General features: G+C 34.4%; 22 protein-coding genes. 7 read left to right on the top strand and 15 right to left on the bottom strand.

Features of this window, described 5'->3' with window-relative positions; all coding sequences use genetic code 11:
• The first annotated feature begins 211 nt into the window (after positions 1-211).
• On the top strand, positions 212-1,519 hold the full coding sequence (locus FDY99_RS02765; protein WP_139418975.1) for a helix-hairpin-helix domain-containing protein: 1,308 nt from the start codon (positions 212-214) through the stop codon (positions 1,517-1,519).
• A 134-nt stretch (positions 1,520-1,653) separates the two neighbouring features.
• Here FDY99_RS02765 and FDY99_RS02770 read toward each other — a convergent pair whose 3' ends face one another.
• The 3 genes from FDY99_RS02770 to FDY99_RS02780 all read right to left on the bottom strand — a co-directional run bounded on the left by FDY99_RS02770 (position 1,654) and on the right by FDY99_RS02780 (position 5,711).
• A complete protein-coding gene (locus FDY99_RS02770; RefSeq protein ID WP_139418977.1) occupies positions 1,654-3,777 on the bottom strand; it encodes a type IA DNA topoisomerase in 2,124 nt (707 codons plus the stop codon).
• 547 nt (positions 3,778-4,324) lie between these two features.
• The gene (locus tag FDY99_RS02775; protein WP_139418979.1) at positions 4,325-4,879 is read right to left on the bottom strand and encodes a DUF2652 domain-containing protein; all 555 of its coding nucleotides are present in this window, start codon (positions 4,877-4,879) and stop codon (positions 4,325-4,327) included.
• 85 nt (positions 4,880-4,964) lie between these two features.
• Complete coding sequence (locus tag FDY99_RS02780) at positions 4,965-5,711, bottom strand: metallophosphoesterase (protein WP_139418981.1); 747 nt, start codon at positions 5,709-5,711, stop codon at positions 4,965-4,967.
• 477 nt (positions 5,712-6,188) lie between these two features.
• Here FDY99_RS02780 and FDY99_RS02785 point away from each other — a divergent pair, with 477 nt between their 5' ends.
• The 4 genes from FDY99_RS02785 to FDY99_RS02800 all read left to right on the top strand — a co-directional run bounded on the left by FDY99_RS02785 (position 6,189) and on the right by FDY99_RS02800 (position 11,441).
• Positions 6,189-7,109, top strand: a complete 921-nt coding sequence (locus FDY99_RS02785) for a methionine ABC transporter ATP-binding protein (RefSeq protein ID WP_262711421.1) — start codon at positions 6,189-6,191, stop codon at positions 7,107-7,109.
• Positions 7,102-7,758: a methionine ABC transporter permease MetI gene (metI, locus tag FDY99_RS02790; RefSeq protein WP_139418985.1), complete on the top strand. Its 657-nt coding sequence runs from the start codon at positions 7,102-7,104 to the stop codon at positions 7,756-7,758. Before FDY99_RS02785 ends, metI begins: the two co-directional genes overlap by 8 nt.
• 182 nt (positions 7,759-7,940) lie before the next feature.
• The gene (gene metQ, locus FDY99_RS02795) at positions 7,941-8,750 is read left to right on the top strand and encodes a methionine ABC transporter substrate-binding lipoprotein MetQ (protein ID WP_139418987.1); all 810 of its coding nucleotides are present in this window, start codon (positions 7,941-7,943) and stop codon (positions 8,748-8,750) included.
• 429 nt (positions 8,751-9,179) lie between these two features.
• On the top strand, positions 9,180-11,441 hold the full coding sequence (locus FDY99_RS02800) for a glycoside hydrolase family 3 C-terminal domain-containing protein (protein ID WP_139418989.1): 2,262 nt from the start codon (positions 9,180-9,182) through the stop codon (positions 11,439-11,441).
• 79 nt (positions 11,442-11,520) lie between these two features.
• Here the strand turns inward: FDY99_RS02800 and FDY99_RS02805 are convergent, their stop codons facing one another.
• The 3 genes from FDY99_RS02805 to FDY99_RS02815 all read right to left on the bottom strand — a co-directional run bounded on the left by FDY99_RS02805 (position 11,521) and on the right by FDY99_RS02815 (position 13,141).
• Complete coding sequence (locus FDY99_RS02805) at positions 11,521-11,895, bottom strand: hypothetical protein (RefSeq protein ID WP_139418991.1); 375 nt, start codon at positions 11,893-11,895, stop codon at positions 11,521-11,523.
• A 333-nt stretch (positions 11,896-12,228) separates the two neighbouring features.
• A complete protein-coding gene (locus tag FDY99_RS02810; RefSeq protein WP_139418993.1) occupies positions 12,229-12,777 on the bottom strand; it encodes a type 1 glutamine amidotransferase domain-containing protein in 549 nt (182 codons plus the stop codon).
• An 88-nt stretch (positions 12,778-12,865) separates the two neighbouring features.
• Positions 12,866-13,141, bottom strand: coding sequence for a DUF1294 domain-containing protein (locus FDY99_RS02815; RefSeq protein ID WP_139418995.1), 276 nt, complete (start codon positions 13,139-13,141; stop codon positions 12,866-12,868).
• A gap of 98 nt (positions 13,142-13,239) precedes the next feature.
• Between FDY99_RS02815 and FDY99_RS02820 the strand changes: the two genes are divergently transcribed.
• A complete protein-coding gene (locus FDY99_RS02820) occupies positions 13,240-13,596 on the top strand; it encodes a hypothetical protein (protein WP_139418997.1) in 357 nt (118 codons plus the stop codon).
• A 73-nt stretch (positions 13,597-13,669) separates the two neighbouring features.
• Here FDY99_RS02820 and msrB read toward each other — a convergent pair whose 3' ends face one another.
• From msrB to FDY99_RS02840, 4 genes are all read right to left on the bottom strand, one after another.
• Positions 13,670-14,758 carry a peptide-methionine (R)-S-oxide reductase MsrB gene (msrB, locus tag FDY99_RS02825; protein WP_139418999.1) on the bottom strand — a complete coding sequence of 363 codons (1,089 nt, stop codon included), beginning with the start codon at positions 14,756-14,758 and terminating at the stop codon, positions 13,670-13,672.
• 10 nt (positions 14,759-14,768) lie between these two features.
• The gene (locus FDY99_RS02830) at positions 14,769-15,221 is read right to left on the bottom strand and encodes a DUF417 family protein (RefSeq protein ID WP_139419001.1); all 453 of its coding nucleotides are present in this window, start codon (positions 15,219-15,221) and stop codon (positions 14,769-14,771) included.
• Positions 15,222-15,302: 81 nt separating this feature from the next.
• On the bottom strand, positions 15,303-15,575 hold the full coding sequence (locus FDY99_RS02835; RefSeq protein WP_139419002.1) for a hypothetical protein: 273 nt from the start codon (positions 15,573-15,575) through the stop codon (positions 15,303-15,305).
• A 10-nt stretch (positions 15,576-15,585) separates the two neighbouring features.
• On the bottom strand, positions 15,586-16,140 hold the full coding sequence (locus tag FDY99_RS02840; RefSeq protein ID WP_139419003.1) for a sigma-70 family RNA polymerase sigma factor: 555 nt from the start codon (positions 16,138-16,140) through the stop codon (positions 15,586-15,588).
• Between the two features lie 749 nt (positions 16,141-16,889).
• On the opposite strand from FDY99_RS02840, the gene alaS reads away from it, so the two are divergent.
• Entirely contained in the window at positions 16,890-19,493 is a 2,604-nt protein-coding gene (gene alaS, locus FDY99_RS02845) for an alanine--tRNA ligase (RefSeq protein WP_139419004.1), read from the top strand.
• Positions 19,494-19,781: 288 nt separating this feature from the next.
• Here the strand turns inward: alaS and FDY99_RS02850 are convergent, their stop codons facing one another.
• The 5 genes from FDY99_RS02850 to FDY99_RS02870 all read right to left on the bottom strand — a co-directional run bounded on the left by FDY99_RS02850 (position 19,782) and on the right by FDY99_RS02870 (position 24,714).
• Positions 19,782-20,075, bottom strand: a complete 294-nt coding sequence (locus tag FDY99_RS02850) for a GIY-YIG nuclease family protein (RefSeq protein ID WP_115950668.1) — start codon at positions 20,073-20,075, stop codon at positions 19,782-19,784.
• Between the two features lie 356 nt (positions 20,076-20,431).
• Positions 20,432-21,091, bottom strand: a complete 660-nt coding sequence (locus tag FDY99_RS02855; RefSeq protein WP_139419006.1) for a hypothetical protein — start codon at positions 21,089-21,091, stop codon at positions 20,432-20,434.
• Positions 21,092-21,803: 712 nt separating this feature from the next.
• On the bottom strand, positions 21,804-22,994 hold the full coding sequence (locus FDY99_RS02860; RefSeq protein WP_139419008.1) for an NACHT domain-containing protein: 1,191 nt from the start codon (positions 22,992-22,994) through the stop codon (positions 21,804-21,806).
• Between the two features lie 246 nt (positions 22,995-23,240).
• Positions 23,241-24,412, bottom strand: a protein-coding gene (locus tag FDY99_RS02865; protein ID WP_139418594.1) for an IS3 family transposase whose coding sequence is annotated in 2 segments (ribosomal slippage) — positions 23,241-24,166 and positions 24,166-24,412 — 1,173 coding nt in all. Because the reading frame shifts where the segments join, the coding sequence is not laid out codon by codon here.
• Complete coding sequence (locus FDY99_RS02870) at positions 24,409-24,714, bottom strand: hypothetical protein (protein WP_139419010.1); 306 nt, start codon at positions 24,712-24,714, stop codon at positions 24,409-24,411. The genes FDY99_RS02865 and FDY99_RS02870 overlap by 4 nt, the downstream gene beginning before the upstream one ends.
• Positions 24,715-24,769: the final 55 nt, after the last annotated feature.

Genomic DNA, 24,769 nt, shown 5'->3' on the forward strand with positions numbered 1-24,769 from the left:
GCTTTATTATATTAAAGTTAATTGACTCTTTAGTAGAAAAATCTAAAAAAAATCCATTTCTCCCAAACATTAACCATCCCTTACATTTCCCTATAAAACAATTATTTAATTATTTTTTTTCATTTTATAAGCTTGTGAATTAAATTAATTCATAACTTTATTGTATTCTGATTTCGGTAAATCGAAGTCAACCAAACATAAATAGACAACGATGAAAAAAAATTACTATCAAAAGATGGCATTTCTCGGAATGTTATTGCTTGTTCTACTTGGATTTCAAAAATATACAGACAAATCCGACAAGCCTTTTCCCGAAGTCACATTCATTTCTGAAAGTTTACCTGTAGAATCTTTATCTGAATTTGATCCCAACGATTTAGATGAAAATCAATGGCAAAAGCTCGGATTCTCTGAAAAACAAACAGCAACGATTTTAAAATACAAAAAAATTGTTGGCGGAAAATTCCTTTCAAAAGAGCAACTCAAAAAATGTTATGCTATTTCTGAAGAAAAATATTCTCAATTAAGTTCTTTTATTTTATTACCTGAAACCAATCTGGAAGTAAGATCCGGAAATTCAGGTTTTAAAACTTATGAAAAGAGATCTTTAAACATCACAAGAAAATTTAATCCTGATCAACTTTCACAAAATGATTGGGAAAATATGGGGTTCTCTGAGAAACAGGCTTCTGCAATTTTAAAATATAAAAATTATTTAGGCGGAAGTTTTGTCAGTAAAGAGAAATTCAAAGAATGTTTTATCATTAATGAAGAAAATTATACGAAACTCGAACCTTATTTAATTCTTCCTGTAAAAACACCAGCGAATTTTAATGCTTATGCTGGAAAATCCAATTCATTTAAATCTAAAACTCTGCAAACTTCTTTTGATCCGAATACTTTGGATGTGAATGGTTGGACGGCTTTAGGATTTTCAGAAAAACAAGCCAATGTCATTGTAAATTACCGTGACAGAAACCTGAAAGGAAGTTTTAAAACTTTAGAAGATATTAAAAATTGCTTTGTTATTTCAGCAGAAAAGTTCGAAGAATTAAAACCTTTCATTAAATTAAATCCATCAATAATAGCGAAAACCTCTGAAGAGAAAAAGCCAGAACTTAAACAAGAGAAAACTGACTTTTCAAAAACAGATATGAATTCAATTACGTTTAAACAGCTTTTAGAGTTTGGTTTGGATGACAAAAGCGCAGGTTCAATGATCGGTTTCAGAAAAAAATTAGGCGGATTTATGACCAAAGAACAAATTTTGGAAACCTACAATATTGATAAAGAATTGGTTCAAAAATTATTAAGCATTGCTCCACTCAATAATTCAAAAGTTGAACGATATACTTTGGTTGATGCACCCGAAGAATGGCTGAAAAACCATCCGTATTTTAAATATTCCGCAGATAAAATTATTTATTACAGAATCAGCAATCCTGATGATAAAAAAATCTGGAAGTTATTGAAAACCAAGCCTGAATATGAAGCGAGGATGAGGCTTTATTTAAAGTAGGATGATGGAAGCTTGATGATGGATGTTTAATAAGGATTATTTTCATAGATAGTCCAAATTTTCACTAGTTGAACAATTCCTGATTTGATAGCTAAATAAACCTCCAGCTTCAGACATCCATCTTCCAGCCTTAATTATAGTAAAACTGTTAGAAATTCAGGTGATAGCGTAACAACTCCTTCCGTTAACCTCTCAGGATGTGTTGTGAATCCTTTTAGTTTTGAGGTTTTTCCTTTTAAAACTAAATCCATTAACTGTTTGTCAGAAATTTTTTTGCCGAAAATATCAAATGAAACCTTGAAGCCGCAGTTTTTAAAATCGGAACATCCGACTGCGGTTTTACCTTTCATCAAATTATGGGTTTTACATTTTGGGCATCGTGTTTCTTCCCAAGACTGTAATTCTTTTTTTACGGCTGGTTCACGTTTTTTCTTTTCCTTAACTTCTTCTTTTTCTTCATGTAAAGTAAAAACTTTTGCTTTTCCGTCGACCACTTTTTTAGTCAATTCGGTCACCATTTGTATCAATTCATCCTTGAACTGATTGGCTTCGTATTCACCACTTTCAATTTTACGAAGTTTTAACTCCCATTCCCCTGTCAATTCCGGGCTTTTCAGCAATTCATCTTCAATAGTATCAATTAATTGAATTCCGGTTTGAGTAGCAATCAGATTTTTTCTTTTCTTTTCAATATATTTTCTTTTGAAAAGTGTTTCGATAATATTTGCCCGGGTTGAAGGTCTTCCGATTCCGTTATTCTTGAGCATTTCACGAAGTTCTTCGTCATCCACTTGCTTTCCGGCAGTTTCCATCGCTCGAAGCAAAGTTGCTTCGGTGTAGGGTTTTGGTGGCGAAGTTTTTCCCTGATGGATCATCGGTTCGTGTGATCCTGTTTCCCCTACTTTAAATTCGGGGATCGTCTGTTCTTCTTCCTTATCTTTTTCTTTATCGGTCGGTTCTTCTTTGGCATCTTTAGCATAAACCGCTCTCCAACCCGGTTCGAGGATCTGTCTTCCGCTTGTTTTAAAAGGAATTGTTCCAACCTGAGCTTCAACCAACGTATTTGAAATTTTACATTCAGGATAAAAAACGGCGATAAAACGCTTCGCAATTAAGTCATAAATCATTTTTTCTTCTCTCGTTAAATTGGAAGAAGGCGGAATTTCAGTTGGAATAATTGCGTGGTGATCGGTCACTTTTGCATCATCAAACACCGCTTTCGATTTTGGAATCGGCTGTTCCAGCAAAGGTGAAATCAAATCTTTATAAATAACCATACTTTGAAGAATCCCTCCAATTTTCGGGTATAAACTTTCTGATAAATACGTCGTATCAACACGCGGATAAGTCACATGTTTCTTCTCGTAAAGACTCTGAATATATTTTAAAGTACTGTCTGCAGAATACCCAAACTTTTTATTAGCTTCCACCTGAAGTCCGGTCAAATCAAACAATCTTGGATTTTTTTCTTTTCCTTCTTTAATTTCAAATGAAAGAATTTCAAAAGCATTGAGCTTCAGATACTCCAAACCTTTTTCGGCTCGGTCTAAAGTTTTCAGACGGTCAATCGCTGCGTTGAAAATAACGTCACGGTATTTGGTTTTCAGTTCCCAATATTCTTCGGTTGTGAACGCATCAATTTCTTTCTGACGCTGAACCAACATCGCCAAAGTCGGAGTCTGCACTCTTCCAATCGATAAAACAGCTTTATTTCCACCAAACTTTTTAGTGAAAAGTCGCGTTGCATTGATTCCCAATAACCAGTCTCCTATCGCTCTTGCATTTCCTGCGAGGTAGAGGTTTTTGTAATCTTCGGCTGGTTTTAATTTTTCAAAACCTTCCTTGATCGCTTCTTCTGTCAAAGACGAGATCCACAAACGTTGTACAGGTTTGTCGCATTTTGCTTTTTGTAAAACCCAACGCTGAATAAGTTCTCCCTCTTGACCGGCGTCCCCGCAATTGATAACCTCATCACATTCAGCTACCAATCTTTCGATTACTTTAAACTGATTTTCAACGCCTTTGTTTGGAATTAATTTGATCCCGAAACTTTGAGGAATAATCGGTAGCAAAAACAAATTCCAGGATTTGTATTGCGGACCATAATCGTGAGGTTCTTTTAAGGTGCACAAATGTCCGAAAGTCCATGTTACACAATAGCCGTTTCCTTCCATATATCCTTGTTTAGGCATGGTTGCGCCCAATACTTTGGCAATATCTCTGGCAACACTGGGTTTTTCGGCAATACAAAGTTTCATGAATAATCGGGATTATTGGGAGGGTTGCAAAAGTCGGGATTTTTTTTGGATTCATCCAAATTTAGTTCATATTAAAACTTCTGCAATTTAATTTAACAAATAATACTAATGGTGATTATTATATCTCATCATATTAGTATCAAAATATAAATTAAATATATTGGTAATAAAAACGGTTTTTAAACCAAAAAATATATAGTTATAATATGAAATAATTTTGACATTAATTAATCGTATTCTCAATATCCATACCTTTACTCCAGTCGTCTCGCACAAGCGGGGCGATTTTTTTTGGTACATGCTAACAAATAAAAATAAGTAAAATGAATAACTTAAATAAAAAATTTAAATCTTCCTCGCTTGTTATCATAACAATTAGTATTTTAATGACTTTATTAATTGCATACTCAGTGTCAATAAAAGGAAAGGTAGAAGTAAATTTCTATAACTTTACATTTAAAGCAAGTGACTGATATTTAAATAAAAAACACCCGAATTTATCAAGACGCTAACAAAAACAAATAACAGGGAATTAATAATAAATTTGCTAATCTATATTTCCAAAATATTGAATTGCACCAACATCTGAAACATGCATTTCATCTTCGTTTAAAACATATTCTTTATTCTGAGAATTTTCCAGAAAAGAATGACTATACAAAGCATAAGAAGGCTGTTCAGCAAAACCATTTTTCAGCATTTGATGCGCTTCTACAATAGGTTTTCCATAAAGTTTTTTGAAACTTCCGATATTGTACTGTGAAAATTTTCCGTAGTGAACAATAAATTTTAATGATAATTCGATGGTGGTATTCAACATTTCGCTTAATTCCTGAATTTTCATATTGAAAGTCTTTCTCATATTTCTCAGCATTCCGGAAATCTTTTTGTACGAAGGTTGATTGTCGTAACGATAAAATAAAATCGCATCGCCCTCAATTTCCGAAATATTAAAATACTGATTGTTTACATCAATCAAAATAGAAAGTAGTTGTTTTACAATATATTCGCCGGTATAAAGTTTTGTATTGAACACAAATTCAGTAAATCCACTGAAATCTGGAATTAAAATAATTCCGCTGTTGATGTTTGTATTCTCCATAATTTTTTGGTTTTGAAAACCTTTACTTTTCTAGACGGAGAAGACTTTCTTTTACTTTAAAAATTCTGTGATTTTCTGTTTAAAATTAAATTTCAATAATCAATTCTTTCTCATACCCATTATATTTTTCGGTAATGTAACCGTGCGGATTACAGATAATTTCGGTCTCTCCTATTTTATATCTCGTAGGCGTGTGAATATGACCGTGAATCCAATAAAGAGGTTGATGTTCGGAAATGAAATCTTCAAGATTGGAAGCATACGCTGAAGTAACCGGATCTTTTTTAAAGTGCTCAGGAACCGATTGCAAACTTGGGGCGTGATGGGTAACCACAATGTTTTTCATTCCTTTTGAATTTTCCAAACTTTCTTTGAGCCATTGTTTTGAAAACTGATGAATCTTAAAAGTATCAATACTTCGCATTTTTGAATAGGAAGGATCACGAGTGATTTTCTTATAATCATTCATCACAGATTGACAAGTCATTCCGTAATATCTCGGATCACCAAAAATTGAAAAATCTGTCCATAAAGTAGCACCGTGAAATCTTATATTTTCAATATCAACGAAAAAATCTTCCAGTACATGTACATTGGTGTTTTTTGAGGCTTCTTTTATTTTGTTTAAAGTTTTCGGATAAGAACCTTTGTAGTATTCATGATTTCCTAAAACATAAATAACTGGTTTATTGGGAATTTTAGCTTTGATCCACTCAATTCCTTTTGTCCCTAAATTAATATCTCCTGCCAATACAATAATATCTGCTCTATCGAAAGATAAATCAGACAATCCGAATTCCTGGTGCAAATCGCTGATGATTTGAATTTTCATGAGGGCTAAAATAAGATTATTCTAAGAATTAAAATATTTTTCAATTTAATCAAATTAGGAAACAAAAATAAAACACTGATTTACAATTATTTAAACGCATATTTAAAATTAATATTCAAAAAAGTCTATTATTTTAGTAGACTAGTAAAAATATATGTTTTATATTTGCATCCGTATTCAAGTTAGGAAATGGAAATGAAATCAAAATTCACCTATAATTGTATGTCGAAGATTAACATCAATTATATGATGATGTATTGCTGTACGCCTTTGTGTGGGAATTTTAGTGGCTGACCTTACTTTTATTATAACATATTTTTAAAGGCTTTACCACGTTGTAGAGCCTTTTTTTATTAAAAATTAGAGAAAAATGATAGAAATAAAGAATATTTCAAAACATTTCATCAGAAAAAACAAGCTTTTAAAGCTTTACATAATATCAATTTAACTATTGAAAAAGGTGATATTGTCGGAATTATCGGTTTTTCGGGAGCCGGAAAAAGCACTTTAATCCGAACCGTTAATTTGTTGGAAAGACCGGATGAAGGACAAATTATTATTAACGGGAAAGATTTTACAAAATTAAATTCCAAACAATTAGCCCATGAAAGGAAAAAAATAGGAATGATCTTTCAGCATTTTAATCTTCTTTCATCACGAACTGTCTTTGAAAACATTGCACTTCCGCTTGAATTGGATAATTTTAGTAAAGATGAAATCAGAGAAAAAGTAAATGAACTTTTAAAAATCGTAGGTCTTGAAGATAAAGCTCACGATTATCCTAAAAGCCTTTCCGGTGGTCAAAAACAAAGAGTTGCGATTGCGAGAGCTTTAGCCAATGATCCTTATCTCCTGCTTTGTGATGAAGCGACAAGCGCGCTCGATCCGGCAACAACGCAATCTATTTTAGAATTATTGAGAGACATTAATAATCGCCTAGGAATAACGATTTTATTGATCACCCACGAAATGGATGTTATTAAAACCGATTGTAATCACGTTGCTGTCATCGATAAAGGACAATTAATATTAAAAGGAACTTTGAGTGAAATTATCTCCAACAAAGAAAATCCTATCATCAAACAATTTTTAAAATCAGGTGTTATGACTATACCGCAAGAACTCAACAAAAAACTACAGAGAGAGCCACAAGATGGTTTGTTTCCGTTGGTTGAAATCGAACTGAACGAAAGTATCAGCGTAGAAAAACTGCTTTCTGTAATCTACGATCAATATAAAATCCCGTACAAACTTCTGAAAGCTGATGTAGAATATTTGGGAGATTCCAATTTCGGAAAACTTCTTTTACAGTTACAGGGAGAAGCTGATGAAAACCAGAAAGCAATCTATTATTTCAATCAGAATAACATTCAAAATACAGTAAAAGGTTATGCTTAGTGACACGGTAATTTCGCTTCTGTCAAAAGGAATTTGGGAGACAGTTTACATGACATTTGTTTCAGGTTTTTTCGGTTTTGTTTTGGGTCTTCCTGTTGGAGTTCTTCTTTTTGTAACCCGAAAAGGACAGCTTTTAGAAAACACAATTTATAACAGAGTTCTGTCAATTTTAGTAAATATTTTCAGGTCGATTCCTTTCATTATTTTGATTGTCTGGATGATTCCTTTCACAAGATCTTTGGTAGGAACTTCCATCGGAATGAATGCGGCATTAGTTCCTTTAAGCATTGGAGCAGCACCATTTATTGCAAGATTGGTTGAAAACAGTCTTTTGGAAATTCCGAATGGTTTGATTGAAACTGCAAGAGCTTTAGGAGCAACTCCGTTTCAGATTATCAAAAAAGTTTTGTTGCCCGAAGCTTTACCATCATTGATCAACAATGCGACGATTACTTTAATAACTCTTGTAGGATATTCTGCAATGGGTGGCGCTGTCGGAGCTGGTGGATTGGGACAAATTGGTTATCAGTACGGGTATATCGGTTACGATGCATTGATCATGAATCTTGTTCTTGGCTTGTTGGTCGCTTTGGTATTTATCATTCAGTTTTCAGGTGATCGATTGGCGAAAAGATTTGATCATAGGTGAGTTGAGTGGGAGGGTTTGAGAGTTTTAGCGCTTTAGAGTTTGTATCAACGAGAACAGATTTATAAGGTTTCAACAATAGGGAGATATCTAATTTATAACTTCTCACCATTCAATATTACTAAATGAACATCCAGCTTCCATCATCCAGCACCCAACCTTTTAAAAATAAAAAAAAATTTACAATGAAAAAAATAAAAATTTTAGGATTAGCAGCAGGTTTATTGTTATTCGGAGCGTGTAATTCTCCAAAAAAAGATGATCCAAATTTCATCAAAGTAGGAATCACTTCCGGACCTGAACAGCAGATTGCCGAAACCGCTAAAAAAGTAGCTAAAGAAAAATATAATCTCGAAGTAGAACTCGTTTCTTTCAACGATTACGTTATTCCTAACGAAGCTTTAAATAATGGCGATATTGACGCGAATGCTTTTCAGCATGTTCCTTACCTAAACGAGCAGTCGAAACAGCGTGGTTATAAATTAGCTGTGATTGGAAAAACTTTTGTTTATCCGATTGTAGCCTATTCAAAAAAAATAAAAAGCATCAGTGAACTTCAAAATGGAAGCACAGTTGTAATTCCAAATGATCCAACTAATGGAGGTCGTTCTCTCCTACTTTTACAAAAAAACGGTTTATTAAAATTAAAAGACGGAATTGGCTTACTACCCAAAGTAACCGATATTGCAGATAACCCTAAACAACTGAAAATTCTAGAAATTGAAGCCCCACAATTGCCAAGAGTTTTGGACGATAAAGAAGTGGTAATTGCCATCATCAATAATAATTTTGCTGCTCAAGCCGGATTGGATGCCGATAAAAATGGGATTTTCAAAGAAGATAAAGATTCTCCTTACATGAATGTTGTAGTTTCAAGAGAAGACAATAAAAATACAGATAAAGTGAAAAATTTCCTGAAAGCTTATCAGTCGAAAGAAGTTGAAGATAAAGCTAAAGAAATCTTCAAAGGTGGTGCTGTGAAAGGCTGGAATTAATGGAGCAGTTGGTTGATAGTTGATAGTTGCCAGTTGATGGTTAAATTCCCCTTTCTTGAAGGGGTGAATTTTTGCGCCAGCAAAAAGACGGGGTAGTTCAGATCTCCTATTCCTACAAAAAATTCTATTATTATATGCGATGCCGCTTCGGAAAAACCTTTGCCTCCGGAGCGGTATTTTTTCTTTTAATATCACTTTCCCGTTGCTATGGAATTAAAATTCATTTCGCTGATCAAGCAAATCAGGCAGATTTTTTCTATCCACTAAATTTCTATGATCTACGAGAAAAGACAAAATTATTCAGAATATTGTTATCAATTTTCTCAAGGCTAAACTTAAAAATTAATCATTTCTCAAAAAACACATTTTCTCAATTTGAGATAATAAATATTTTACCTATTTTTGTAAACAATCAATAAAAAGTTTTTTATGTTGAAGAAAACTGTACTTCTAAGTTTGTTTACGTTAATATCTGCCTCTGCAATGGCTCAAAACAATACGACTCCTGTTTATTTAGACGAATCTAAACCTGTTGAACAGCGAATTCAGGACGCACTTTCCAGAATGACTCTGGAAGAAAAAATAGCAATGCTTCATGCACAATCAAAATTCAGTTCTCCCGGTGTTCCAAGATTGGGAATTCCTGAATTTTGGACAACCGACGGACCACACGGAGTTCGCCCCGAAGTAATGTGGGACGAATGGGATCAGGCCGGATGGACAAATGACTCTATTATCGCCTACCCTGCTTTAACCGCTTTATCAGCAACATGGAACAAGAAAATGTCTTGGAACTATGGTAAAGCATTGGGCGAAGAAGCAAGATACAGAAAAAAAGACATTCTTTTAGGACCTGGAGTAAATATTTACAGAACTCCTTTAAACGGAAGAAACTTCGAATACATGGGTGAAGATCCGTATCTGACTTCTAAGATGGTCGTTCCTTATATTCAGGGAGTACAATCTAACGGAGTGGCAACTTCTGTAAAACATTTCGCATTAAACAATCAGGAAATGTTCCGTCATACAAGCAACGTTATTGTTGATGACAGAACTCTGTATGAAATTTACCTTCCGCCTTTCAAAGCAGCAGTAACTGAAGGAGATTCCTGGACGATCATGGGCGCTTACGATATGTATAAAAATCAGTATGCAAGCCAAAACCAATATCTTTTAAATGATATTCTTAAAGGAGAATGGAAATATAAAGGAGTTGTTGTTTCAGATTGGGGTGCGGTAAACAATACTGAACAAGCTATTCATAACGGATTGGATGTAGAATTCGGAAGCTGGACCAACGGTCTTTCAGCAGGAACAAGAAATGCATACGACAATTATTATTTAGCAAAACCTTATTTAGACCTTATTAAATCAGGAAAAGTAGGAACTGCAGAGCTTGACGATAAAGTGACGAGACTTTTACGTTTAGCTTATAAAACTACGATGAACACCAAAAAACCTTTTGGAAACATCGCTTCTGAAGAGCATAAAGCGGTAGCAAAAGAAATCGGTGAAGAAGGAATTGTTTTGTTGAAAAACCAAAACAACGTACTTCCAATCGACATCAGTAAGGCTAAGAAAATTGCGGTAATTGGTGAGAATGCGATCAAAGTAATGACAGTTGGTGGTGGTTCTTCTTCATTAAAAGTAAAATATGAAACCTTACCTTTAGACGGAATTAAAGCTAAATTCGGTAAAAATTCAGATGTACAATATGCAAGAGGTTATGTAGGAGATATCGGTGGAGAATACAACGGTGTAAAATCTGGTCAGGATTTGAAAGACACCCGTTCTCCGGAAGAATTACTGAAAGAAGCTGTTGAGCTGGCAAAAAAATCTGATTACGTAATTTTCGTAGGTGGATTAAACAAAGCCGACTTTCAGGATAGCGAAGGAAACGACAGAAAAAGTTACGGACTTCCTTACAATCAGGATAATGTGATCTCGGCTTTAGCAAAAGCTAACAAAAATTTCACCGTTGTTTTGATCACAGGAAATGCAGTAGCAATGCCTTGGATTAAAGACGTGCCTTCTGTAGTTCAAGGTTGGTATTTGGGTTCTGAAGCAGGAAATTCTATCGCTTCTATTTTGGCAGGTGATGCCAATCCTTCAGGAAAATTACCGTTTACATTCCCTGTGAAACTGGAAGACAATTCGGCTCACACAATGGGTGAATATCCTGGAAACAAAGAAGAATTGGCTGCAGGAAAAGGTAAAGATCAGAAAAACCCGATCAACATTACATATAACGAAGGAATATTTGTAGGTTATCGTTGGCACGACACCAAAAAAATCAAGCCTTTATTCAGCTTTGGTCATGGTTTAAGCTACACCACTTTCGAGTTTGGAAAAGCAAAAGCCGACAAAACGAGCATGAATCAGGATGATAAAATTACCTTTACGGTAACTGTAAAAAATACAGGTAAAAAAGCTGGTGCAGAAGTAGCTCAGTTATACATTACCGACGTAAAATCATCAGTTGAACGTCCTGCAAAAGAACTGAAAGGTTTTGAAAAAGTATTTTTAAATCCTGGTGAACAGAAAGAAGTAACCTTTACAATTGATAAAACTGCTTTAAGTTATTTTGACGCTCAGAAACACGACTGGGTTGCAGAACCTGGAGATTTTGAAGCGCAAATCGGAAATTCTTCTGATGCAGTTAAAACTAAGGTGAAGTTTACTTTGAAGTAATCTTACTTATATATTTCTAAAACAAATGCCCGAATTTTTTCGGGCATCTTTATTTTCAAAAGTTATCTATCAGAATCTATTATTTACGAGTGTAAATAATTTCTGAATTCAAAACATTATAAGTTAAAGTGGTTTTTGTGACTTTATAGTCGCTGCATTTAAACTCACCACCAAAATCGTCTGTACAAAGTTGCCCGTTTTCGATTTTCCATTTCGTTTTTGTTGTTCTCTGTGGATATTTTGTAGTGATTACACCATTAGCTGCAAATGTTTTTGTTACGTTCTCCTTCATGACATTTCCATCTGCTTTATAGAGTTTCCAAGTACCCTCAACACTGGCATCCTGTTTTTTTTCAGCTGGTGTAATTTTGTTTAAAGATTTTTGTCCAAATAAGGTAGCCGTTCCTAGAACTAATCCGGCTCCAACGATTAGTTTGAATGTTAGTTTTTTCATGGTTATTTTTTTTAATAAATAGCCATAAATATATATCGAAAAAATAATATTTTCAAAGATATATTTTTAAAGTAAAGAATATTTGAACCAAGATGTCTACAAGATGACAAAGTTGATTTAATTCTAAAACATTGAAGGAACAACGAAAATCTTAGCCCCGATTGCAACGACATCCTTTTGTGCAGCAAAGCGGAACAAAAGATATAGTGGAAAGCGGGAAAAAGCTTCTAATAATAATTTAAATTTTAGCTAATCCTTGCAGTCTTGATTTTTTTCAAACCAAAACCTAACGAAGTGGTTCGACGACTATAAGGAGTCAAATGGACAAAATAATTAAAAATCCTGATCTTCGTGCTTCCCTTCATTGATCTCCTCAACCATTTTAGCATTAAAAGCTGGAAGATCTTCCGGAGTACGGCTTGTAACCAGACCATTGTCTACAACAACTTCACTGTCTTCCCAAACTGCTCCTGCATTTTTCAGGTCGATACTAATGGAATTGACAGAAGTTAAATTTCTCCCTTCAACAGCACCTGCGTTGATCAGAATTTGTGGACCGTGACAAATTGCAGCAACAGGTTTATGTTGTTTGAAAAAATCCTGAACGAAAGACAAAGCTTTTTCGTTTGTTCTTAATTGATCAGGATTAATAACTCCGCCCGGAAGTACCAATGCATCATATTCTGAGGCGGAAACTTCATCTAAGGTCTTATCAACATTATATTCCTTTCCCCAGTCTTTTTCTGCCCAAGCTTTGATAGTTCCAGATCTTGGACTGACGATATGAGCCGTCCAACCCTGTTGTTCTAAATGTTCTTTTGGAGATCTTAATTCGCTTTCTTCAAATCCGTGGGTTGCTAAGATTGCAATTTTCTTTGACATAATATTTTATTTTTGGTGTTATATGCTAACAACTAAGAAAATATAATGCCGTGAAAGGGTGATGTGGTATTTAAAAAATGTTAAAATATCAACCCATTTTAATATTCAATATTTTAAATTTAAAAAATAACACCAAAAAGATTTGTACTAAAATAATAATTCCAAATTTCCACAAAAAACTTTTTTTGGACACTTTATGTCTGAAAATCATCATGGCTAAAATAGCGCCAACCGTTCCTCCAAAAAACGTGAGAATCAGCAAAGAAAACTCTGAGATCCTTCTTTTGTGTTGGGTTGCCTTCCATTTATCTACTCCGAAAACTGTGAAAGCGATGAGATTCATTATCAAAAATACATACAACATAACGGCAAATCTAAAACAAAAATAAATATCAAACGGTTTACCTTCTGATCTTAACAAGATAAAAAGTTTCTACATTTGTTATCCTTAAAAGTAGATCAATGACAATAGAGGATTTAGTAGGTAATTATTCTATTCAGGGAAGCAATCAGGAGGCGAGTGAAAATATCAGTTATCACGGTATATTAACATTATCTCTCGATGAAAATAACCGCATTACTGCACAGTGGTTGATTGGCGACCACGAACAGAACGGAACTGGATTTTTTAAAAATGATATTTTAGTTATCAATTTTAATTATCAAGGTGAAGATTCTCATCTTTATAAAGGAGTTGCTGTTTACCGTTGTATTAATAAAAATGTGTTGGATGGTTTCTGGTCAGAGAAACACGGTGATCCATTGTATCTTGGGAGTGAATATTGTGTAAGGATTACTACTTCTGAGTTTTTAAATTAGTCGATTTGAAATAGATAACATAAAAAATGATCGGAATTTCTTCCGACCATCATTACTATTCCTGAAATATTTTTTACTTTTTATTAAGAAGAGAAATATATTCTCCGTAACCTTTTGCTTTCATTTCTGCTTTAGGAATAAACTTCAATGATGCAGAATTGATACAATATCTCAAACCACCTTTATCTTTCGGTCCGTCATCAAAAACGTGTCCCAAATGAGCATCTCCTGTTTTACTTCTTACTTCAGTTCTCGTCATTCCGATTGAATTATCAGTTTTTTCGTCGATAACATTTTTAGAAATTGGCTTTGAGAAACTTGGCCATCCACAACCTGATTCAAATTTATCGGTTGAGATAAATAACGGTTCTCCCGTTGTAATATCTACATAAATTCCTTCACGAAATTCTTTGTCGTATTCATTGGTGTGAGGTCTTTCTGTAGCATTTTCCTGCGTAACTGCATATTGTTCTGCCGTTAATTTTTTCTTTAGAACATCCTTATCCTGTTTTTGATATTTAGCTTTTGGAAGAGGGTTTGCATTTCTTGCCATTTCAAATAATCCCGGCTCAATGTGACAATAACCTCCCGGATTTTTATCTAAATAATCCTGATGATACGTTTCTGCACTGTAGAAGTTTTTCAACGGAATTGTTTCTACAACCACAGGTTTGCTGTAATTTTTCGCTAATTTCTGAACTTCTTCTTTAATAATCGCTTCTGTTTCTTTGTCGGTAGAATAAATTCCCGTTCTGTACTGATCACCTCTGTCATTTCCCTGCTTGTTTAAACTCGTAGGGTCTATCGTTTTAAAATAAAGATCAATCAGAAGTTTAAGGTCAACCTGTTCCGGGTCGTATTTTACTTTCACGGTTTCGGCAAAACCTGTAGTATGACTTATAACTTCCTCATAAGTAGGATTTTTCTTATTTCCGTTGGCATACCCAACTTCAGTTCCTACAACTCCTCTGATTTGTTGAAAAAAATGCTCAGTTCCCCAAAAGCAACCGCCTGCAAAATAAACTTCTTTTACATTTTTAGCATTCATAGTGGTCTCATTCTCTTTTTTAATTGATGAAGATTGTTGTTTTGCATCTCCGCAACTTGTCGCAAAGACTGCAATTCCCAGAACCATTCCGAGAAATGTGAATATATTTTTCATTTTTGTTTTATTATGTGTGTCCATTTTTTCCATTTAAAAGCATTAAACCAAATCCTAAAAGCATCAGATCTTTAAGAATAAAAAAATCTGTAACAGGAACGCCTTCAACAATATGCCAAACATTAGGCGTTGTAAAGAGATAACTCAATGTCACCAAAAAAGTAACCACCATTCCAATACCTGCAAACTTTTTAAGAGATGCAAATTTCACGCTAAAGATTAATAACAAGGCAATGATAATTTCTATCACTCCGATTATATTAGAAACCGCTTGGGCGCTCATAATATCATATACGAAGAACGTGAGAAAATGGTTTTCTACCAAAGGTTTTATTGCTGCTGCTTCGGTAGGTGTAAATTTGAAAGCCCCAATCCAAAGTAAAATAATTGCTGCCCCGAAAAGCGAAATATAATAACCGATTTTGTACGTTGGTAAGCCTTTGTGTTGTGATGTCTGTTGCATTGTTCTTAGATTTTTGAATTAATATTTATTATTTTCAAAACTATAGTCGCAACAATTACAAAATCCTGACAGTTGTTATACTTAAAAATCTAACTTTCTAAATATTTTATCTTTAAATTCCTGAATATCTGCATCATTCAAATCGTTTTTTTCTTCCCCGAACCATTTCTTTTTTAAAATAGAATCTAAAATTTTCAGTTTTTCTTCATGCGCTTTGCACCATTTGCAAATCATTACATGCATCGAAAGCTGCCAGTTTTCTTTTGGCGAAATATTCTTTGCATTGCGTTTTTCCATCAGTAAAGTTGCTGTACTGCATGGTAAAAAGAAAATATGTATTATTTTTCTAAACATGTTTTATTCCTTATGATTTTGAAAACCAGTTAATTTCCAGACATTCTCTCAGCTGCATTCTGGTTCGTTGTAAAATCTTCCAAAGGTTAGTCGTAGAGATATCCAATTCCTGACTTACTTCGGGTGCTTTTTTTTCTTCGAGATAATACAATTTCATCGGGATCTTCCATCGGGAAGGCAAATCTTCGATGCAATCTTCTAAACTTTTATTAAAATCCTGATTGTCCAGAAGTTCAGTTTCCGAGTTAGAAACATTCCAATCATTTAAGACCGTATCGTTTTTCCAGGAGCCTGTTTCGTCAAAAAAATGGTCGAGTTTAATCTGCGGTTCCGATTTGTATTTTTTACGGTAAAAATCAGCGACTTTATTGTTGAGAATCGTATTGAGCCAAGTTTTAGGCGTGCTTTTTCCTTCAAAAGAATCGTAGGACGAAAAAGCAGCAATGAAAACTTCCTGAACGATATCTTCCGCTTCAACGGTATCCGAAAGCAGAAAAATTGCTCTTCTCAGCAAGGATTCAGAATACTGTTCTATCCAGTTTTTTAAAGCTTCGTTTTTCGTCATTTTTTTGATTGTATCTTTTCAGATACTAACGAAGGTAATAAGTTAAACGCAGAAGTGCAAAGTTTTTGGTTGAATTATATAAACGTATTAGTTTTAATTAAATGTTTTTTAAAAAAATTTGGAAGCCTAAATTTTATTGTTATGAATTCTAGCTATTTAAAAATTAGAATATTGTGTTTTTCAATAGCATCGGGCTTTAGCCCGATGACGAAAATTAACAACGAATTGGCTTTAGCCGAAATTGATATTAAGTTTTGGCTAAAGCCAATTTGATTATTCTTTTTGAAAACGGGCTAAAGCCCATTTCTATTGATATTTATAAATCCCTTTCAAGTATTACTCTTTTGAAAATGTCTGCAAACCTAACGGATTTTTGAAACCCGTTAGGTTTTGTTTATTACGAAGCGTTGTCAATAGCCCCGATTGAACGGCCTGTCTGAGCTCTTTTTGAGAGTTTTAGCGGTGGGAATGCAGATGCTGAAACTCTCAAAAAAGCGAGTAGTGAAAGCGGGAATTGCTTCTAAAAGCAATCGACGTAGTCAAATAGCTACCAAAAAGAAAGGAAGTTAGAAGCTGGATGATGGAAGTTTACAAGATTGAGAATAATAGATTTCTCCTTTGTCGAAATGACAAACTCAAATAATATTTTACAAATAGATTAAAACACAAAACTATATTTTTCTATTGCTTTAAAAACATTAAATTTGCATCTTATCAAAAATTTGTAAAAAGCAAAGCAATATATAATTATGACATCACAAGAGATTCGTCAGAAATTTTTAGATTATTTTAAAAGCAAAGACCACCTTATCGTTCCTTCTGCACCGATCGTGCTGAAAGATGACCCTACTTTAATGTTTTCCAACTCTGGAATGACGCAGTTCAAAGATTTTTTCTTAGGCTACAAAACGCCGACTGCACCGAGAATTGCCGATACACAGAAGTGTTTGAGAGTTTCCGGGAAACATAATGATTTGGATGATGTTGGTAGAGATACGTATCACCACACCATGTTTGAAATGTTGGGGAACTGGTCTTTTGGTGATTATTTCAAAAAAGATGCTATTGCTTTTGCCTGGGAATTGTTGACGGAAGTTTACGGAATTCCGAAAGAGAATCTTTATGTAACGATTTTTGAAGGAGACGCTTCTGAGAATCTCGACAGAGACCAAGATGCTTATGATTACTGGAAAGCGGTGATTTCTGAAGACCGAATTATCAACGGAAACAAAAAAGATAATTTCTGGGAAATGGGCGCAAGCGGACCTTGCGGACCTTGTTCTGAAATTCATATTGACCTAAGAACTCCGGAAGAAAAAGCTAAAGTTTCCGGTCTTGAATTGGTGAACAATGACCATCCTCAAGTGGTGGAAGTTTGGAATCTCGTTTTTATGGAATTCAACAGAAAAGCTGACGGTTCTCTGGAAAAATTACCTGCTCAACACGTAGATACAGGAATGGGCTTCGAGCGTCTTTGTATGGCGCTTCAAGGTAAGTCTTCCAATTATGATACCGATGTTTTCACGCCTTTGATCGCTAAAGTTGAAGAACTTTCAGGCAAAAAATATACTGGAATTTTAGAGGACGAAAAAGATATTGCCATCCGTGTTGTGGTTGACCACATCAGAGCTGTTTCTTTTGCGATTGCAGACGGACAATTGCCTTCAAATGGAGGAGCTGGCTACGTTATCAGAAGAATTTTGAGAAGAGGAATTTCTTATTCTTACAGATTCCTGGATATGAAAGAAGCTTTCCTTTATAAATTGGTTGCTGTTCTTCAGGAACAAATGGGAGCATTCTTCCCTGAACTGGAGAAGCAAGGAAAATTGGTTTCTGAAGTGATTAAAAGTGAGGAAGAATCTTTCTTAAGAACGATTGAAACAGGATTAATCCGAGTTGAAAAATTGATTCAGCAAACGATTTCAGAAGATAAAAAAGTGTTGCCAACTCAGGAAGTTTTCGAATTATACGATACTTATGGGTTCCCGGATGATTTAACAAGAATTATCGCTGAGGAAAAAGGTTTAACGATTGATGAAGAAGGTTTTAAATTAGCGTTAAGCGAACAAAAACAACGTTCAAAAGCAGACTCAGCTCAGAAAGTTTACGATTGGGTAACTTTAGAAGAAAGAGAAGAAAACTTCGTTGGTTATGACCAAATTGAAGCTGAAACCTACATTACAAGATACAGAAAAGTAGAAAATAAAGACGGTGAATTTTATCAGGTTGTGTTAAGCAACTCCCCTTTCTATCCTGAAGGTGGTGGACAAATCGGTGATAAAGGCGTTCTTGAAAATGCGGTTGAAAGTTTCGAAGTTCTTGAAACTAAAAAGGAAAACGGATTGATTATTTCTTTAATCAACGGACTTCCGAAAGATGCAGGTGCTGTTTTCTATGCTAAAGTGAATGCCAACGAAAGAAAAAATTCTCAGGCAAACCACTCTGCAACGCACTTGTTGCACGAAGCTTTGAGAGACGTTTTGGGAACTCACGTTGAGCAAAAAGGTTCTTACGTTGGTCCGGATTATTTGCGTTTCGATTTCTCGCATTTCAATAAAATGACGGACGAAGAATTGGCTTTGATCGAAGAAAAAGTCAATGCAAAGATCAAAGAAAATATCGCTCTTCAGGAATTCAGAAATATTCCGATTCAGGAAGCGATTGACAAAGGTGCAATGGCTTTATTCGGTGAAAAATATGGCGACAGTGTGAGAATGATCCAGTTTGAAAGTTCGAAAGAACTTTGCGGTGGAACTCACGTGAAAAGCACCAGCGAGATCGGTCATTTCAAAATCAATTCTGAAAGTTCTGCAGCAGCGGGAATCAGAAGGATTGAAGCGATTTCGGGAGACAAATCTGAAGAATATTTCAAAGGTTTAGAAAAGCAAATTACCGAACTTTCTCAATTGCTGAAATCTAAAGATGTTGTACGTTCTATCGAGAAATTAATCGAAGAAAATGCATCGTTGAAGTCTGAAGTAGAAGCTTTCAAGAAAGAAAAAGCAAAAGGCGAGATCGGCGACTGGAAAGGTGCTTATGAGCAAAAAGGCGATAAATTACTTTTAGTGAAGAAAACTTCTCTGGACGCAGGTTCTGTAAAAGATATCGTCTTCCAGTTAAAGAAAGAGATCCCAACTTCTATAACGATTATTTTGTCCGACGCAGACGGAAAACCAATGATTACCGTTGGTGTTTCTGATGACTTAGCAGGAATTTATCAGGCTGGAGCACTTATTAAAGATTTGGCAAAAGAAATCCAAGGTGGTGGTGGTGGAAACCCAGGTTTCGCTACAGCCGGAGGAAAAAATCTTGATGGTCTGGAAAATGCTTATCAGAAAGCTTTGAATATTTAAATTATTAATGAATATTACCGTTTTTGCGGTTTCTATACACAATCCCTTTCAATTTTTTGAAAGGGATTTTTTATGCTTTACAACGCCAATCGTACGTCTTCACTTCGAAGGACTTTAGTATCGATGTCGTCACTTCGAGTAACGTAGCAAAGCGAAGTGTATCGAGAAGTTTTTGATTTATGTGTTGTCTTCGGTTCATAGGTTCTCGATACATTTTTCTGCGCTGCGCTACGAAAAACACTTGAACTGACGAGCGACTGACGTAGGTTAATTGATAAGATAAATAAATTACCTCCCAAAATTCTTTTTCGCGAGATTAGGCAGGTCTTCATATCTTCCTTCAATCAATGCTAATTTTTTTGCCTGTGACCATTTCTTAATCTTTTTCTCAAATGCAATCGCTTGTTCGATATCCATAAACTGACAAAAATATACTAATTGTAACGGTCGTCTTGAGAACGTGTAAGAGCCAAAATATTTACCGTCTTGATGTTCGTCAAAACGTTTGTACACATTTTCGGTGACTCCAGTGTAGTAGGTTTTATCGGAACAAAGTAATATGTAGACGAATGATGTTTGCATGATCAATTGTATTAATAAGATTTGATTCAACGAACGTCACTTCGAGTAGATTTTTTTTCAAAAATCTACTCGAGAAGTTTGTGATGGGAAGACAAAATTTGTGCTTCGGTTCACTGGTTCTCGATACATTTTTCTACGCTGCGCTACGAAAAACACTCGAACTGACGAAGCGACTTTAGTGTCATCGTGTAGAGGGTATCGTCACTTCGAGTAGATTTTTGTTAAAAAATTGTATCGAGAAGTTTTTGATGGGAAGACAGATTTTGTGCTTCGGTTCACGGGTTCTCGATACATTTTTCTGCGCTGCGCTACGAAAAACACTCGAACTGACGAGGGAATTGACGGAATTACATTTTTTATACAGGATCTACCGGTGGGGCTTCCGGAAGTCCACTTGAGGTGTCGTGGATGATGTAGTCGTTGTATTTGGCTTCGTTGGTTTCGTAGAAAATATCCTGACCGATGCCTGCATATTTTGTGAGGAGTTGGTAGAGTTTATTGAGCGCTTCCACTCTACCTTCGGTGGTAACATCACGGTCTGAAATACCTTGAGCCTGTGCGTCGATAGCGATGTCTAAAGTATCACGTTGTGTAATCAGTGTATTGATCTTGTCTACCGTAAGACCTTCATCGGAAAGTTCGGGAAGGTATTTCTCTGCGGTGAGGTTCATGATCTTGGCGATGCGCACGAGCTCGGCATCACTTTGCTGACTGATTAATGCATTGCCGAATTCCTTATATTTGGCACTGTGCTGTCCGAAAACATTTTCTGCCGCATTGAAAATACTGCGCATCGATTTTTCCAGTGCTTTTCTGGCGGCGTCTTTTTGTTCGGTGAGATCTATTTTGATGGCTTCCAGCTGTTCATCGCTTGGGAAACTGTCTACCGTATTTCGGGCAGTCGTCAGTTCAGACTTTTTTGTGGGGTTGTAGCCACGGTCTATAAATTCGGTGAGGTCTCTGTCGATTAAAGCGATTAATTCATCAGCTTTTTGTTTCAGTACAGAATCTGCCAATCTGAAGCTACGGGTTACCTGTTCTTTTTTCATAATGGATTTGTTTTTGTGTTTTAAATAAAGGTTTGAAAATCTAATTTATCTTTTGTATTCATTCATCAACTTTCAGCAAAAGTCTGCAAAGCACTGATAAATAACAAATTGTACTTGATTGCCTCTTCGAACTGGTTGATGGGCATTTCGAACTACTTGAACGGCTCTTCGAACTGCTTGATTACTTCTTCGAAACAGTTGATTGCCTAAACGAAACACTTGAACGCCCCTTCGAAGGGGTTGATTGGCTCAACCAAGTGCTTGAATACTATTTCTAAACGGTTGAAGCGGTCTTCGAACTACTTCAGCGATCAAACGTACTACTTTATCGGTTTTTGAGATAAGTAAGTTGTTGGTTATAATGTGTGTTTTTGTGGAATCCGATGGTGCCGGAAGCCTGCGCATGAAATGCGGGATTATTTTTAAATATCATCATTTTGTTTTTTGTTGTTCTTAAAACAAATATAAAAATATTTTTGATTAGTATGGGATTTGAATTTTATTTTTTTTGAAATTAGAAAACCTCGCGGAAGGGCGAGGTTTTTATATTGAAAAGTTATTTTATAATGAAAGGATAAAGGATTTGTTTACACTACTATTAACAAAAATTCCACTTCAATTTTAACGTAATTTTCTTTCTTTTCGCCATAGCTCAATCTTAGATACAGTAGTTATACATTTAATAGTTAATAAATTCATTAAAATACTGTTTTGGTATTTTAAAAGCCTGGTTAACATCAATAAAGTATGTTGTTTCGCTATTAAATTCTTTCTCGAATTCAGAATTAAATATTACATAATATAAATCATTATCTTCGGTAATGAAGAAATCATCATCGTCATCGTGAATTTCAATATCATCATTATTTTGAACAAATAATAACAACCGTTTAAATGAATTCTTTAACTCTGAATCATTATAAAAAGAATTAATAATATTATTGTATGAATTTATAAACTCAATATTTACAACATTTTTTTCATCAAATATTTTATGTGACAACAAGTGTAAAATATAAACGAAACTAAATGGGAGTAAAATATTTTCTTTAAAGTTTGGTTTCTCGTAAACTAATCTACTTAGAAACTCTAAAGCAAATTGATTACCTAAATTTTTCATTGAAAAAATTTCAAATATTAACTTGTAATAATATTGATTGGGCTTAGACGATAGAGATACTGCTACTGCCAATTCATTTGATATATTCGTATCATAAAAAAGCTTTACCGGGATCTCTGGTAGTTTAACTATATATTCCGCTGATAAATATTCTTGCATAGATTTATGAACAAATTCATATTGATCATATGCTGATTTTACAATGATTCCATTGTGACTTTCAATCTCTTTTATAACTTTTTCCCTTTCATTATATGGTAAATTATAATCTTCGTATATTCTTTCGTACGTTGCTAGAAAAGCATCTTCAGAATATATTTTATGAGAATAATTTACAGTTAAGTCAAATGCAAACTGCGATAGAAATTCAAATTTTTGTTCATTATCAAAATTTGCATATTCTGATTCTCTAATTATGTTACGTTGCTCATCCCATTCTTCGATTAATATTCTTACTAATTTTTTATAAATAGATTTAGGTTTATCATAAAATTTACCTGTTCTTTCGTAAATGGCACACAAGTGAGCCAAAGTTAATGGACGAAGAGATAAATCAAAAAATTTTGAATTTTTTAATTCAAAAAGAAAAGAATCGGATTTAACTTTATCATTAAACCATTTAACTGCAAATTCTTCAGTCTGTATAAGATTTAAATCACAAATTTCATATTCTATTGAGTTGTCAATAGAGTAGTTATATGATGGGCTTCTTGATGTAAGTATTACCATGCTAGTGGTAAGATTTGACATTAGAGATTTAACCTCTTGAAAAAAAGTATCTACTCTTGTAGGTTTTATTTCATCAAAACCGTCAAGAATTAAAACCGTTTTTAAAGAATTTAAATAACTATTAATATATTTATTTCTTAAGCCTATATTTTCAAGTGCGAAAGTTTTATCTTTTTCCCTAGTGAAAATTTCAATTGCAAGTGTAGTTTTTAAAACACTATAAATACTGAACTTGCAACTATTTTTGAGACAAAATTTATATACTCTTTATGCTACATTTTTAGATTGATTAGACATTAAATTTTGATACTCTTTTATGGTTAAATTTCCTAAAGCCGAATGCCTTCTGTGAGTGTTGTAAAATGTTTCTATATATTCAAACACAGAGTTTTTAGCATGATCTCTAGTTTCATATTTATTTTGATAGACAAGTTCGGTTTTCAGAGTTTTGAAAAAGCTCTCAGCTACAGCATTGTCATAACAATTTCCTTTTCCGCTCATGCTTCGAGTAATGTTTTTTCCGACTATTGATGTAAATTCTGTACACGCATATTGTATCCCTCTATCTGAATGGAAAATCAAGCTATCATGATCCTGTAAAGGACGATGGAGCCTTGCCATTTTCAAGGCAGCAATACTGGTGTCCTGAGCCTTCATCGTCTCACTTAATGACCAGCCGATAACCTTTCTGTCAAACAAATCAATGACTGTAGTAAGATACAACCAACCCTGACCTGTGCGGATATACGTAATATCAGACACCCAGACCTCTTTACTGCTTGTAACCTGAAAATTTTGATTCAAATAATTTTCAGCAACAGGGTATCGATGGGATGAGTTGGTAGTTTTCTTAAATTTTTTCTTTACAATACTTCTCAGGTTGCGTTCTCTCATTAGTCTGGCCACCAAAGGACGTGAAGCTCTCATTCCTTTTGCTTCCAGTTCTCGGGCAATACGAGGGCTTCCATATCTCCCACGGCTCCAATGATAAATACTAAAGATTTCTGCTGATAAAATGGCTCTTCTTTCTGATTGCTTACTCGGTTTTCTTTTCTTCCAATGATAAAAACTGCTCCTGCTTACCTTTAATACTTCGCACATCTTCCCGACAGGAAACACATCAGCGTGTTCTTTGATAAATTTATATCTTACCCGTCTCTCTTGGAGAAGATGCCTACCGCCTTTTTTAAGATATCACGTTCAAGCTTTGTTTCTTCTAGTTCTTTGCGAAGTCTCAATAACTCTTCCCTTATTGGATCAGAGGATATTTGTTTTTCCTTGCTAAGTTTACCTTCTTTGTGAAGTTTTCGCCAATTAACGAGACTTTCTTTACAGATCCCCAATTCTTCAGCTACCGAGGATACATTGCCTCGCTGCTCACTTAAAGATACTGCTTGGATCTTAAACTCTAGACTGTAATTTTTTCTGATCTTTTTCATACTCTTAAAGATAAAGAGTATAAGAATTGTGTCCTAACAAAGTTAGCAACTCCAGCTTCTAATTCAATATCTAAATCGATATATACATCTGTTAAACTTTTATTACCTTTTAAATCTTTAAAGGAAATTGATTTAGTTGTGTTCAATATAAATTGATTGTGCTCATAAATAGCATTTTCTAAATCAGTTTGATTAACAATAAGTTCAACTCTTGAATTTTCCAGTATTTTTTTTACGGATGAAATTCCTTCCTTAACAAATTGAGTAATTAGTGTTTTAATCAATATTTCTTTGAATGGCATAATTAAAGATAGAATGGTTATAGTATTACATTAAAAATTTGGTTTTACGCAAAGC

It is taken from the genome of Chryseobacterium mulctrae, assembly GCF_006175945.1.
Taxonomy (GTDB): Bacteria; Bacteroidota; Bacteroidia; order Flavobacteriales; family Weeksellaceae; genus Chryseobacterium; species Chryseobacterium mulctrae.